Here is a 13,717-nt window from a genome sequence, read left to right on the forward strand (position 1 = left end):
CTCGCGTTTGCAGGACTTCTCCCACCTTGGCAAACAGCGCTTCGCCCAGCTTGTGCGTCTCCAGCAGGCGGCGGAACTTCAGCAGCGTGGTGCCGTCGGGCACGCGTTCACGCCCGAGGTCGATGCCCACGAAGCGCCGCAGCGCCGTGCTGTCCAGCAGCGCCTCCTCGCAGGCTTCGTCTGCCAGGTTGAACCAGTGCTGCACTAAGTACATCCTCAGCATGCGCTCCAGCCCGACCGGCGGGCGGCCGTTGCCAGCCTTGGGATAGTGAGGCTCGATCACCTCGCACAACGCAGTCCACGGCACGATTTCTTCCATGGTCGCCAGGAAGGTGTCGCGCCGAGTCGGCTTGCGGTACTGCTCGAATCCTTGGCCTTGATCGGCTGCCATCGCGAGGGTCTGCTGCTTCATCTTCACCTGTCCGTCCGTGCTGCCACGACACATGCAAACCCCGCGCCAGATTCGACCTTATTCAGCGTTGCCCTAAGGCGCCGACCGCTGGTCTTCAAGCCCCACTGGCGCGCGACTTGGCGGGTTTGCCGCCTTTCGCAGGCTTGCCAGCAGACGCGGCCTTGCGGGCGGTCCCCCTGCCTGCCGTGCCACGTGCCGAACCCTTGGAAGCCCTGGCCGACTTGGCCGCGCTGGTCACGCGGCGCTGTGCCCGGTCGGCCGCCTGGACCTCGGCCAGTTCGTCAACCGCTTTCGGTTCGCCACGCGCCGGAGAACGACCCTTGGCCGGCGGTCGATCGGCTTCGTTTTCGCGGATCATCCGGAAGTCGATGCGGCGACCGTCGAGGTCCACGCGGCTGACCTGGATGCGGACCCGCGCGCCGATGGCGTAGCGCACGCCGGTACGCTCGCCACGCAGCTCCTGGCGCGCCTCGTCGAAGCGGAAGTACTCGCCACCCAGCTCGGTGATGTGCACCAGGCCGTCAACGTACAGCGCATCCAGCGTGACGAACACGCCGAAGCTGGTCACGGCGCTGACGGTGCCAGAGAACTCCTCGCCCAGGCGCTCGCGCATGTAGCGGCACTTCAGCCAGGCTTCGACGTCGCGCGAGGCCTCGTCTGCCCGGCGTTCATTGGCACTGCAATGTGCACCCGCACCTTCCCAGGCTGCCTGCTCCGTGGCAGACACCCTGGGCGGCTTGGCCGGGGGCGTGCCGGGCTTGGCGCCCGCCACCAGCGAGCCGCTGCTCAGCTGGAAGCGCTTGCCCTGCAGGACGGCCTTGATGACCCGGTGCACCAGCAGGTCCGGGTAACGGCGGATGGGGCTGGTGAAGTGGGTGTAGGCCTCGTAGGCCAGGCCAAAGTGGCCGCCGTTGTCAGGCGTGTACAGCGCCTGCTGCATCGAGCGCAGCAGCATCGCGTGGATCTGCGCCGCATCGATGCGGTCCTTGGTCGCCGTCGCGATGGCCTGGTACTCGGCCGGCGTCGGGTCCTCGCTGATCGTCATGCCCACGCCGACACTTTTCAGGTAGTTCTGCAGCGTCAGGCGCTTCTCGGGCGTGGGGCCGTCGTGAACCCGGAACAGGCACGGGTGCTGGGCCTGGGCAATGAAGTCAGCCGCGCAGACGTTGGCCGCCAACATGGACTCCTCGATCAGCCGGTGCGCCTCTGTGCGCAACCGCGGCACGATCTTCTCGATGCGACCGTTTTCGTCGCAGACGATTTGCGTTTCGGTGGTCTCGAAGTCCACCGCACCGCGCCGCTGGCGCGATTTCAGCAGCGCGCGGTAGACCTCGTGCAGGTGCAGCAGGTGCGGCAGCACAGCGGCACGCTTCGCAGCCTCCGGGCCACGGGTGTTGCCCAGCGCCGCGGCAACTTCGGTGTACGTCAGCCGTGCCTGCGAGCAGATCACCGCCGGGTAGAACTGGTAGGCGGTGACGTCGCCCTGCTCGTCGACCAGCATGTCGCAGGCCATCGTCAGGCGGTCGACTTCCGGGTTCAGCGAACACAGCCCGTTGGACAGCTTCTCCGGCAGCATCGGGATCACCCGGCGCGGGAAATAGACCGAGGTCGCGCGCTCGTAAGCATCCACGTCCAGCGGCTCGCCCGGCTTCACGTAATGCGACACATCGGCAATGGCGACGATCAGGCGCCAACCCCGCACCGCTGTGCGACCACGGCCGCTCTGGTAAGGCTCGCAGTAGACCGCGTCGTCGAAGTCGCGGGCGTCTTCGCCGTCGATGGTGACCATCGGCACATCGCGCAAATCGATGCGCTGCTTCAGGTCGACTGCTCGCAGCTTGTCCGGCAGGCCGGCAGCCTGGGCCAGCGTCTCGGCCGAGAAGCGGTGCGGCACCTCGTACTTGCGCACGGCGATCTCGATCTCCATGCCCGGGTCATCGATCTGGCCCAGCACTTCGGTCACCCGGCCCACGGGCTGCGAATACATCGAGGCCGGCTCGGTCAGCTCCACCGCCACGACCTGCCCTGCGATCGCATTGGCAATCGCGTTTTTCGGAATCAGGATGTCCTGGCCGTAGCGTCGGTCCTCGGGCGCGACCAGCCAGATGCCGTTTTCCTGCAGCAGTCGCCCGATGATGGGCGTCTTGCGGCGCTCCAGAATGTCGATCACGCGCCCCTCAGGCCGGCCTTTTCGGTCCATCCTCGCCACCCGCACGACCACGCGGTCACGGTGCAACACTGCACGCATTTCCTGCGGTGGGAGGTAGATGTCGGGCTCTCCGTTGCCACGCTGCACGAAACCGTGTCCGTCGCGGTGGCCGAGGACAATGCCCTCGATGTCATTCAGCATCGCGCCTGCCGTCGTGGCGGCGCTTGTATTGTTTTTGGCTTTAATGGTATAGTCCTATCTTTGGCTGCAGCGCGAATTTGCAGCTGAAACCTGTGCAGTAACGCTTTCGAATTTTCCAAATTTTCCAAAACGTACTGCGCATGCCCAGGTGGCGGAATTGGTAGACGCACTAGTTTCAGGTACTAGCGGGTAACTCCGTGGAGGTTCGAGTCCTCTCCTGGGCACCAAGCATAACAAGAACGAAGAAGAACAAAAAAGGCCGGTACGAAAGTACTGGCCTTTTTGCTTTGCGCCTTCGTTCTTGGCAGTTTGATCTTCCGAGCGACGCGCATTGCGCGCCGCCGAATGCAGGCCCGACCGCAAGTCAGACCGCAAACTTCTTGGCCAGCCCTTCGGGCCGCAGGCTGTCGTACTCTTCGAACGGCTGGTGAATCCACGGGCTGGTGGCCAGCATTTCGACGTAATAGTCCGGCGTGTAGCTGGACACGGCCTTGGTCCAGATCACCGCAGAGCGCAGTTCCTGGATCTGCGGCAGGCCACGCAGCCGGTCCACCACGGCCTTCAAGGTTTCGCCGGAGTCAGACAGGTCGTCCACCAGCAGCACCCTGCCCGCCAGTTCACCTTTGGGCATGGTGATGTACTTGGCCATGTCCAAGCGGCCCTGGATCGTGCCGGCTTCAGCACGGTAGGAACTGGTCGACATGATGGCCAGCGGCTTGTCGAATACGCGCGACATCACGTCGCCCGGGCGCAAGCCGCCACGCGCCAGGCAAAGGATCTGGTCGAACTGCCAGCCCGACTCTTGGACCTGGATCGCCAGCCGCTCGATCAGCAGGTGGTAATCGTCCCAGGACACGTAAAGGTGTTTGCCATCGTCAGTCAGCATGCGGTCTCCGGCGGGTTGGCGGTGGGCAACGAATGGGCAGTCGGGGTCACGTCAGGCCTGGTACGGGTGGCGCAGCAGGATGGTGTGGTCGCGGTCCGGACCGGTGGACACCATGTCGATCGGTGCGCCAATGTGGGCCTGCACGCGCTCCAGGTAGCGGCGCGCGTTTTCCGGCAGCCTGTCCCATTCGGTGATGCCGAAGGTGCTCCCCTCCCAGCCCGGGAAGGTTTCGTACACCGGCTGGCAGGCCGCGACTTCGTCGGCGTCCAGCGGCAGGATGTCAATCGGCTGACCGTCCAGTTGGTAGCCCACGCAGACCTTGATCTCGCTCAGGCCGTCCAGCACGTCCAGCTTGGTGATGCACAGGCCCGACACGCCGTTGATGATGATGGACCGCTTCAGCGCGGCTGCATCCAGCCAGCCGCAACGGCGCGGGCGGCCGGTCACGGTGCCGCGCTCCTGGCCCACGGTCGACAGGTGGTGACCCACGGTGCCGGGCTCGTCCATCGGCAGCTCGGTGGGGAACGGGCCCGAGCCGACGCGCGTGGTGTACGCCTTGGTGATGCCAAGGATGTAATGCAGCATCTGCGGGCCGACGCCCGAGCCTGCGGCGGCATTGCCGGCCACGCAGTTGCTGGAGGTCACGTACGGGTAGGTGCCGTGGTCGATGTCCAGCAGCGTACCTTGCGCACCCTCGAACAGGATGTTGGCGCCGGCCTGGTGAGCCTTGTGGATCCGGTAGCCCACGTCGGCCATCATCGGCTTCAAGACCTCGGCCATCTTCATCGCTTGGTCGAAGATGGGCTGGAACTCCAGCGGGCTGGCTTTCAAGTAGCCGGTCAGCGCGAAGTTGTGCAGCTCCAGCAACTCCTTCAGCTTCTTCGCGAAGCGCTCCGGATGCTTGAGGTCCTGCACGCGCAATGCGCGGCGGGCAACCTTGTCTTCATACGCCGGGCCGATACCCTTGCCGGTGGTACCGATCTTGCCGGCGCCACTGGTTTCGCGCATCGCTTCGCGCGCCTTGTCGACCTCGACGTGGAACGGCAGGATCAGCGGGCAGGACTCGCTGATGAACAACCGCGAGCGCACGTCCAGGCCAGCCTTTTCCAGGCGCTCGATCTCGCTGAGCAAATGCGTCGGATCCACCACCACACCGTTGCCGATGTAGCAATGAACGCCATCGCGCATGATGCCCGAGGGGATGAGTTGCAATGCCGTCTTGACGCCGCGGATCACCAGCGTGTGGCCTGCGTTGTGGCCGCCCTGGAAGCGGACCACGCCCTGGGCGTGATCGGTCAGCCAATCGACGACCTTGCCCTTGCCCTCGTCGCCCCACTGGGTGCCGACGACGACCACGTTGCGGCCGCGCAAGATGGTCGCGGCTGAAGAATTGCCTTGTTGCATGGCGTTCTAGCGAGTTCTCAAAAGTTGTTCGTATCGGCGCGGCGGCGGCTTCGCCAGGGGCTCAAAGCGCGCGCAGCAACCACTGTCCGTCGACCTCGCAAAGCGCACGGTCGCAGTTGAATTCTTCGGTCTGGTCGGCGTGGCCGGGCAGCATGCAGACCACTGTTTCACCCTGGGCGCGCAAGGCACGAACTGCCGCACGCAGGCCCGGGTCTTCGCCCCAGGGGGCACGCACGGCAGCATGCGGTGGCACGCTACCCGCCACGCTGGCCAGGTTCTTCAAATCCAGGCTGCAGCCCACGGCCGGGCGGTTGCGGCCGAAGACCGCACCCACCTCGTCATAGCGCCCGCCGCGCACCAACACGTTCGGCGAGCCATGGCCGTACACAGCAAAGCGCGTACCGCTGTAGTACGCGTAGCCGCTCATGTCCGAAAGATCGAAGCCAACCCGCACGTCCGGATAGGCTTGGCGGATGTGGCCGGACAGCCAGGCCAGGTCATCCAGCGCCGCATTGATGGGCGCGCGCGCCGGCAAGCGTTTGCGGGCCTCGGCCAGCACTTCGTCGCCGCCGTAGAGATCCAGCAGGGCGGCCAGGCCGTCGCGTGTGGCCGCTGGGCAGTCCCGGGCGATCTGGCGCACGGTGCTGCCGTCTTTGGCAGTCAGCGCTGCGACCAGTTCAGTCAGCGCCATGGCGTCCAGCGCCACACCCGCAAGAACAGAGCGAACAACGCGGGCATCGCCCAGGTCCAGCATCAGGCCAGTCAAGTTGGCAGCCTGAAGCCCGTCCAATGCCAGTTCGATGATTTCAAGATCGGCCTCCAGGCCGGCGTGGCCAAACAGCTCGACACCGAGTTGCAGCGGCTCACGCGTGGCGTGCAGGCCAGCCGGGCGGGTGTGCAGCACCGGGCCGCAATAGCAAAGACGGGTCACGCCTTCGCGGTTCAGCAAGTGGGCGTCAATGCGTGCGACCTGTGGCGTGGTATCGGCCCGCAACCCCAGCGTGCGGCCACTGAGCTGGTCCACCAGCTTGAAGGTCCGAAGGTCCAACTCGCGGCCGGTGCCCGAAAGCAGGGAATCCAGGTGTTCAAGCAAGGGCGGCATGACCATCTCGAACCCATATGCACGCGCCAGATCCAGCCACTGGCGGCGCAATTCCTCGATGCGCCTTGCCTCTGCGGGCAGGACATCAGCAATGTGCTCTGGCAACAGCCAAGCAGAGGACATGAAAATGCACCGGCGGTTAAAACCGGCATTGTACAGGTCACCCCTACAAACGAAGCCGGTCGCGCCGACGCTGCTCAGCTTCGGAACAGCAACAGCAGCACGAGACCCAGCACCATGCTGCTCAGTCCCAGGAATCGGATCTGCTTGTCGTCGAGCTGCGTGGCGCGCAGGAACAGCTGGCGCCAGATGCCTGGGTTGAGGAAGGGCAGCAGGCCCTCCATCACCAGCATCAGGGCCAGCGCGGTCCACATCACGTCACTCATGCGCCCTCACCCGCCTCCGTCGCCCCGCCTCGCCAGAGACCGAGCCGGCCCTGGCGCAGGATTCACTTGCGCGCCGGTGCCGCCGCAGCGGCCGCGCCAGCGCCGCGCATGGCCTTGAAGAAATCTGAACTCGGGTCCACCACCATCACGTCGTTGCGGCTGCGAAAACTGGAGCGGTAAGCCTCCAGGCTGCGGTAGAACTGCGCGAATTGCGGATCCCGGCTGAACGAAGCGGCATACAGGCTGGATGCCTCGGCATCACCCTCGCCCTTGATCTTCTGCGCGTCGCGGTAGGCCTCGGCCATGATGACCTGGCGTTGGCGGTCGGCATCGGCGCGGATCTTTTCGCCTTCTGCCTGGCCTTGCGAGCGCAACTCGTTGGCCACCTGCTGCCGCTCGGACTGCATGCGGCGGTAGACCGAGTCGGTGATGCTGGCCACAAAGTCAACGCGCTTGATGCGCACGTCCTGGATCTCGATGCCGAAGGACTTGGCTTCGTCGGCCAGGCGGGCCTTGACGTCGCTCATCACCTTCTCGCGCTCGGTGGCCAGCACGCCGCCCACGGTGCGCTTGGTCACCTCTTCATTGAAGGCTGCCTGCACGACTGGGCTCAAGCGGTTTTCCAGGCTGCGCATGTCCACGCCGTTATTGCGAATGAACTGCCGCGGCTCGGTGATGCGCCACTTGATCAGCCAGTCGATCACCAGGCTCTTCTTCTCGGCAGTGAAGATGGGCCGGGTTTCCGGGCTGTCCAGGGTCTGGATGCGGCGGTCCAGCATCACCAGGTTCTGGAACGGCGGCGGCAGCTTGAACTTCAACCCGGGTTCGACGATGACTTCCTTGATCTCGCCGAGCGAATACACCACGGCGATCTGCCGCTGATCCACCACGAAGAGCATGGACGAAGCCAGCATCAGCGCGACCAGCACGCCACCTGCAATCAGTGCTAAACGATTCATGTTCAGGTTCTCGTCTTTCTTGGCAGGCCGTGACTCAGCGCGATTCGCGATCGCGCGAACGGGCACTGTCGCGGACGCGGTTGTCGCTGGCAGCCGGTACGTCGGACTGCACTGCCGTGGCCGGCGCGGAGGTCGCGCCCGAAGCCGAGCCAATCGCGCCAGCGCCGGTTTGCTGGATCAACTTGTCCAGCGGCAGGTACAGCAGATTGGAGCCGTTACGGCTGTCCACCATGACCTTGCTGACGTTGCTGTAGACCTCGCGCATGGTGTCGATGTAGAGCCGGTCGCGCGTCACGGCAGGCGCCTTCTGGTACTCGGCGTACACGGAGTTGAAGCGCTGCGAGTCGCCTTCAGCGGTTGCGACCACGCTGGCCTTGTAGCCTTCCGCCTCCTCGTGCAGGCGCGCAGCCGTGCCTTGCGCCTTCGGGATCACGTCGCTGGCGTAGGCCTGGCCTTCATTCTTGAAACGGTCACGGTCGGCACCGGCTTTGAAAGCGTCGTCGAACGAAGCCTGGACCTGCTCGGGCACCTGCACGTTCTGGAGGTTCACGTTCTTGATCAGCACGCCGGCCTCCAGCTTGTCGAGCTGGGCCTGCACGGACTTGACCAATTCGGCAGCGATCGCATCACGGCGCTCGTACAGCACCTGGTCAACCCGGCTGCGGCCGACGATTTCGCGCACCGCAGATTCGGCCGCCTGGCGCACCGCTTCATCGGTGTTCTTGTTCTGGAACAAATATTGGCGCGCATCTTTCAGCGTGAACTGCACGGTGAAGCGGATGTCGACGATGTTCTCGTCCTGCGTCAGCATCGAGGAGTCACGCAAGCCGGTCGCCTGCGCCACCGATTGGCCGCCAACCTCGACCGAACGCAACTGCGTGGTCGGCACGATTTCGTGCGCCTGGACTGGATAAGGCATGCGCCAGCGCAGGCCTGCTTCCAGCGTGCTGCTGTAGCGGCCAAAAGTCGTCACCACGGCTTGATGACCTTCCTGCACGATGAAAACACCGCTGCCGGCCCAGATCACCACCACGACCGCGGCAATCAAACCGACACCGATGCCGGCGCTTTTCATGTCCGGCTGGAAGCCGTCCGGCCCACTGCCGCCGGGTGGCGTGGACTTGCCGCCAAACAGGTTGGACCACTTGCGGTTGAAGTCGCGCCAGAGCTCGTCCAGGTCGGGCGGACCGTCGTTGCGGCCGCTGCTGAGGGTCACGGTGGCGCCAGCCGGGCTTCGCGGCTTGCGCTGAAGCGCGCCGAGCAACAAGGCCTGGCTGGCACCGGCCAGCGCTGACAGTCGGCCGAAGAATCCGGCCCGTTGGGAAAGTTCACGCATGGTCATGCCATTCGGAGAAAGGTCGGAAAACGTCAGGGGAGTTCGGGCGCGCTTTGACAGGTCAGTCGACCGGCCAGGCCCCGTCGTCAGGGTCACCTTCGCCGCGCGCCGCTTCCACCGCTCGCCCATCAGGCAAGGTGGTGACGACGCCACGCGGATTCAAGTCCGGTGCGGGTGCAGCGTATTCGGCGATCAGCTGGCGCAGCAGGTCCAGCCCTTCGCCAGTCTTGGCGCTGACGAACACGCGCGGCACCCGCTGGCCGTTGGCCCGCGTCAGTTCGTCGCGCAGTTGGCGCGGGCGCTGGCTGCCCTCGATCATGTCGAGCTTGTTGTAGACCAGCACCTGCGGCAGGCCATCGGCACCGATTTCTTCCAGCACCCGCTCGACCTCCGCTTGCTGGTCCTGCAGATGCGGGCCGGCGGCGTCGATCACATGCAGCAGCACATCGGCGTCCGAAGCCTCCTGCAGCGTGGCACGGAATGCCTCGACCAGCTTGTGCGGCAGGTCGCGGATGAAGCCGACGGTGTCGGACAGCGAGACCGAACGCCCGGCTTCGCCGAGATACAACGAGCGGGTCGTCGTGTCCAAGGTGGCAAACAGCTGGTCGGCCGCATAGGTGCGGGCCTTCGTCAGCGCATTGAACAGCGTGGACTTGCCGGCGTTGGTATAGCCGACCAGCGACACGCTGTAAGTGCCACTGCGCTCGCGTGCGCGCCGCTGGGTGTTGCGCTGCCGCTTGACCTTGACCAGCCGCTCCTTGATCGCCTTGATCCGGTCGCCGATCATGCGGCGGTCCAGCTCGATCTGGGCTTCGCCAGGGCCACCGCGCACACCGGTACCGCCTTGCTGGCGCTCCAGGTGGCTCCAGCGCCGCACCAGGCGGGTCGAGAGGTATTGCAGCCGGGCCAGCTCGACCTGCAGCTTGCCTTCGTGGCTTTGCGCACGGGCAGCGAAGATCTCGAGGATCAGCGCCGTGCGGTCCGACACCGGCACGCCGAGGTGGCGCTCCAGGTTGCGCTGCTGCGCAGGCGACAGGGCCTGGTCGAAGATCACGCCGTGCGCGCCATGGGCTTGCACCAGCAGCTTGATCTCGTCGGCCTTGCCAGAGCCGACAAACAATGCCGGGTCTGGCGCCTTGCGCTTGGCGACCACGCGCGCGACCGCCACGTCGCCAGCCGATTCGGCCAGCAACGCGAGCTCATCCAGCGTGGCCTCAAAAGAAGAACCCGGACCCAGGTCCACACCGACCAGCACCGCGCGGGGCTGGTTGGCATTGACCTGGTCCGGGGCGGACGCGGGGGCGCTCACGGCATCATCCGGTGGCGCCGGTCGGCAATGAGGAAACGGGGAAAGGGCTTCAGTTGGTTTCGCCCGCGTCAGCGGCGTGGAAGTTGACCGCGCGGCCCGGCACGACGGTGGAAATGGCGTGCTTGTAAACCATTTGGGTCACGGTATTACGCAGCAGCACGACATATTGGTCGAACGACTCGATGTGCCCTTGCAGCTTGATACCGTTGACCAAATAAATGGACACTGGCACATGCTCCTTGCGCAGGAGGTTCAGGAAGGGGTCTTGCAGGAGTTGCCCTTTGTTGCTCACGATATGCTCCGTGTTGGAAAGATGAAGACGGCTTGCACGTTAACACAGGCCGCCCGGCGCCACATTGCGTGGCACCAAGTGTCAGTGTTCGTTTTCAGCAAATGGGTTCCCCGAAAGTTTCATCTGAATGCGCAAAGGCGTGCCCACCAGCTTGAAATGTTCCCGGAAACGCCCTTCGAGATAGCGTTTGTAGACTTCGGTGACGTGCTCCAGCGAATTGCCATGGATCACGATGATGGGCGGATTCATGCCGCCCTGGTGCGCATAACGCATCTTCGGCCGGTAGGCACCCACCCGCTTGGGATTCTGGTGCTCCACCGCCTCGTGCAGCAGGCGCGTCAGCACGGGCGTGGGCATCTTGCAGGTGGCGGACGCATGCGCGTCGGCAATTGCCTTCCACAGCGGACCCAGGCCCTGGCGCCGCAGCGCCGAGATGTTCAGCAGCGGCGCGAACTTCAGGAAGGCCAGGCGGGATTCGATCGAACGCTCCAGCGTCTGGCGCTGATAGCTGTCGATCGCATCCCATTTGTTGATCGCGATGACCACCGCACGGCCCGAGTCCAGCACATAGCCGGCGATGTGTGCGTCCTGCTCGCTGACGCCCTGCGTCGCGTCGATCATCAGCACGACCACGTTGGCATCGGCGATCGCCTGCAGCGTCTTCACGACTGAGAATTTCTCGATCGCCTCGAAGACCTTGCCCTTGCGCCGCAGGCCTGCCGTGTCGATCAGTTCGAAGCGCTGGCCGTCACGCTCCAGGGGCACCTTGATCGCGTCGCGCGTGGTGCCGGGCATGTCGAAAGCGATCAGGCGCTCTTCGCCCAGCCAGGTGTTGATCAACGTGGACTTGCCGACGTTCGGCCGGCCGGCCACCGCGAGGCGGATCGGACCGTCGGCCTCGTCTTCAGGCTCATCCTCGTCCTCGGGGAAGTCTTCCAGCGCGGCTTCCAGCAGGCTGCGAATGCCCTGCCCGTGCGCCGCCGAGATCGGGTGCGGCTCGCCCATGCCGAGCTCGTAGAACTCGGCCAGCAGCGGCGACTCCTGCATGCCTTCGGCCTTGTTGACCGCCAGCAGCACGCGCTTGTTGGCCTGGCGCAGGAAACGGGCGATGTCATGGTCCTGCCCGGACAAGCCGTTGCGCACGTCGACGACAAACACCACCACATCGGCCTCGGCCACGGCCTGGCGCGTCTGGCTCGCCATTTCCTTGACGATGCCGGTCGTGCTGTCGGGCTCGAAGCCTCCGGTGTCGACGACGATGAATTCACGGTTGCCGAGGCGACCGTCGCCGTAGTGGCGGTCGCGTGTCAGCCCGGAGAAATCGGCCACGATCGCATCGCGGCTCTTGGTCATCCGGTTGAACAGGGTCGACTTGCCCACATTGGGCCTGCCGACAAGAGCGATCACGGGTTTCAAACCAGGCCCTGGGTCAAATCAATCATTCGGGACGGAAGCCGAACAAGCCGCCATTGCGGGTCGTCACGACCATCGTGGTGTCGGACAGCACCGGCACGCCGATCACCGCCGAGCCGTCGGTCGGCAGCCGCAGCAGCGGGGTGCCGGCGTCGCGCGACAGGAAATGCACCTGGCCTTCGAAATCGCCGAAGACCACCGTCTTACCGACCGAAATCGGCGCGCTCAGGCTGCGGTTCAGGAAGCGTTCGTTGGTCCAGACGGTGCTGCCGTCGCGGCGACGGCGGGCGCTGATGCGGTCCGAAGCGTCGGCGCTGAACACGTAGTCGGCATCGGCCGCCACGCTTTGCACGCCGCCGCCCGGCATGTTCCACAGCACTGCGCCGCGGTCCGCATCGACACAGCCGACGCCGGTCTGGAAGGCGCGCATGCACAGCACGTTGCCGTTGCGGGCCGGCGGGCCGACCAGGTCGGACAGGCGTTCGACCTCGTTGGTGCCGCGCGGCGTGGCCACGGTGGCTTCCCAGCGCACATTGCCCTGCGTCGGGTCCAGCCCCAGCAGGCGCGAGCCTTGCGCGGCCAGCAACGTGTCCTTGTAGGCGGCCAACACGGAGGATTGGGCCAGCGTCAGCGCGTCGCCGGGGCGGCGCAGCGTCCAGAGCTTGTGACCGTCCAGCACGTCATAGGCTGACACCACACGGTCCACGCTCATCACGAACACGCGCTCGCCGGCCACCAGCGGCGCGGTCACCACACGGGCGTCCAGCCGGGTCTTCCACTTGTCCTTGCCGGCGTCCAGCACGACGAGTTCATTGTCCTGCGTGACCACGGCGGCAAACCGCCCGTCGCTGCCGACACCGGCGCTGAGCTTGCCGTCCACCCGGGTGCGCCAGATTTCGCGGCCGGTCGCGGCTTCCACCGCCACCACACTGCCGTTGTCGGAGGCAGCAAAGACCTTGCCATCGCGCACGACGGCAGCCATCGGGAAGCTGACATCGCTGCCCAGTGGCAGGCGCCAGACCTGGCGGCCGGCGATCTGCGGCTGGACCGGCTGCAGCGGCGCGGGCGGTGCCTTGTCGCTGGAGCAACCTGCCAAGCCGAGCGAGGCAGCGGCCAGCACGCTCAGCAAGCCACCGGCCAGCCAGCGGTTCAGCGCGCCGCTCATTTGGCGGCCTCGGAAGCGGCCGGCGCGGGTGCTGCGGCCTGGGCGGTCAACTTGGCGTCGATCACGCGGCGGTAGTCCTGCTTGTCGTCCATGGCCTTCCAGGCCTTCTGCCAGGCAGCCACAGCCTCGGCCGTCTTGCCCTGGGCCATCAGCACATCGCCACGCCTGTCATCGGCCAGCGCAGCGAATTCGGGCGACTTCACCGCGTCGACCTGCTTCAGTGCTTCGTCATAGGCCTTCTTGTCGATCAGCAGCGCGGCCAGGCGCAGGTGCGCCAGCGCCTGGTAGTCCTCGTCGCTGGCTTGCGCGGCCACCCATTCGAGCGTGGCTTGCGCGGCATCGGCCTGGCCCTTGTCGGCCTGCACATGAGCGGCCAGCAGGCCCCCTTGCTGGGCGAAGGTCGTGCGTGGGAAGCGCTGCTTCAGGTCATTGAAGACCAGTGCGGACTTGGCGGCATCACCGGCCTGCACCGCGTGATCCAGTTCGTCGAACATGGTGCCAGCCTTGGCAGCTTGGTCACGCTGATAGTAGTTCCAGCCGTTCCAGGCGGCAAAACCGGCCAGCACCAGCGTCAGCGTCCAGGTGATCAGGTTGCCATACTGCTTCCAGAACGCCTTGAGCTCGTCGAGTTGTTCTTGTTCCTGAAGGTCGAGATTGCTTGCCATGAAACACGGCCCACGCGAGGCGGGCATAGAAATCGGAA

13 protein-coding genes and 1 tRNA gene are annotated in these 13,717 nt (G+C 65.4%); 1 reads left to right on the plus strand and 13 read right to left on the minus strand.

Annotated features, from left to right (window positions below):
- Window positions 1–412, minus strand: a 412-nt coding sequence (locus ACAH41_RS02130) for a transposase (protein ID WP_325648138.1), incomplete at its 3' end; no start/stop codon positions are given.
- 94 nt (window positions 413–506) lie between these two features.
- Window positions 507–2,762, minus strand: coding sequence for a ribonuclease R (rnr, locus tag ACAH41_RS02135; RefSeq protein ID WP_370538147.1), 2,256 nt, complete (start codon window positions 2,760–2,762; stop codon window positions 507–509).
- Between the two features lie 142 nt (window positions 2,763–2,904).
- Here rnr and ACAH41_RS02140 point away from each other — a divergent pair.
- A tRNA-Leu gene (locus tag ACAH41_RS02140) sits at window positions 2,905–2,989 on the plus strand.
- Between the two features lie 137 nt (window positions 2,990–3,126).
- Here ACAH41_RS02140 and ACAH41_RS02145 read toward each other — a convergent pair.
- The 11 genes from ACAH41_RS02145 to ACAH41_RS02195 all read right to left on the minus strand — a co-directional run bounded on the left by ACAH41_RS02145 (window position 3,127) and on the right by ACAH41_RS02195 (window position 13,679).
- On the minus strand, window positions 3,127–3,648 hold the full coding sequence (locus ACAH41_RS02145; RefSeq protein WP_325648139.1) for a phosphoribosyltransferase: 522 nt from the start codon (window positions 3,646–3,648) through the stop codon (window positions 3,127–3,129).
- Window positions 3,649–3,699: 51 nt separating this feature from the next.
- Window positions 3,700–5,052, minus strand: a complete 1,353-nt coding sequence (locus ACAH41_RS02150) for an adenylosuccinate synthase (RefSeq protein ID WP_325648140.1) — start codon at window positions 5,050–5,052, stop codon at window positions 3,700–3,702.
- A gap of 61 nt (window positions 5,053–5,113) precedes the next feature.
- Window positions 5,114–6,277: an ATP phosphoribosyltransferase regulatory subunit gene (locus tag ACAH41_RS02155; RefSeq protein WP_325648141.1), complete on the minus strand. Its 1,164-nt coding sequence runs from the start codon at window positions 6,275–6,277 to the stop codon at window positions 5,114–5,116.
- 74 nt (window positions 6,278–6,351) lie between these two features.
- A complete protein-coding gene (locus tag ACAH41_RS02160; RefSeq protein ID WP_325648142.1) occupies window positions 6,352–6,540 on the minus strand; it encodes a DUF2065 domain-containing protein in 189 nt (62 codons plus the stop codon).
- A 62-nt stretch (window positions 6,541–6,602) separates the two neighbouring features.
- Window positions 6,603–7,499 (minus strand): protease modulator HflC, encoded by an 897-nt coding sequence (gene hflC / locus ACAH41_RS02165; RefSeq protein ID WP_325648143.1) that lies wholly within the window; start codon window positions 7,497–7,499, stop codon window positions 6,603–6,605.
- 34 nt (window positions 7,500–7,533) lie between these two features.
- A complete protein-coding gene (hflK, locus tag ACAH41_RS02170) occupies window positions 7,534–8,835 on the minus strand; it encodes an FtsH protease activity modulator HflK (RefSeq protein ID WP_325648144.1) in 1,302 nt (433 codons plus the stop codon).
- 61 nt (window positions 8,836–8,896) lie between these two features.
- A complete protein-coding gene (gene hflX / locus ACAH41_RS02175; protein WP_325648145.1) occupies window positions 8,897–10,144 on the minus strand; it encodes a GTPase HflX in 1,248 nt (415 codons plus the stop codon).
- 49 nt (window positions 10,145–10,193) lie between these two features.
- Window positions 10,194–10,436 (minus strand): RNA chaperone Hfq, encoded by a 243-nt coding sequence (hfq, locus tag ACAH41_RS02180; protein ID WP_141286981.1) that lies wholly within the window; start codon window positions 10,434–10,436, stop codon window positions 10,194–10,196.
- An 81-nt stretch (window positions 10,437–10,517) separates the two neighbouring features.
- Window positions 10,518–11,852, minus strand: coding sequence for a ribosome biogenesis GTPase Der (gene der / locus ACAH41_RS02185; protein ID WP_325648146.1), 1,335 nt, complete (start codon window positions 11,850–11,852; stop codon window positions 10,518–10,520).
- A 22-nt stretch (window positions 11,853–11,874) separates the two neighbouring features.
- Entirely contained in the window at window positions 11,875–13,014 is a 1,140-nt protein-coding gene (bamB, locus tag ACAH41_RS02190) for an outer membrane protein assembly factor BamB (protein WP_325648147.1), read from the minus strand.
- Window positions 13,011–13,679 (minus strand): tetratricopeptide repeat protein, encoded by a 669-nt coding sequence (locus ACAH41_RS02195; RefSeq protein WP_325648148.1) that lies wholly within the window; start codon window positions 13,677–13,679, stop codon window positions 13,011–13,013. Before ACAH41_RS02195 ends, bamB begins: the two co-directional genes overlap by 4 nt.
- Window positions 13,680–13,717 lie beyond the last annotated feature (38 nt).

This window comes from Ideonella sp. (genome assembly GCF_041287625.1).
GTDB lineage: Bacteria > Pseudomonadota > Gammaproteobacteria > Burkholderiales > Burkholderiaceae_C > Ideonella.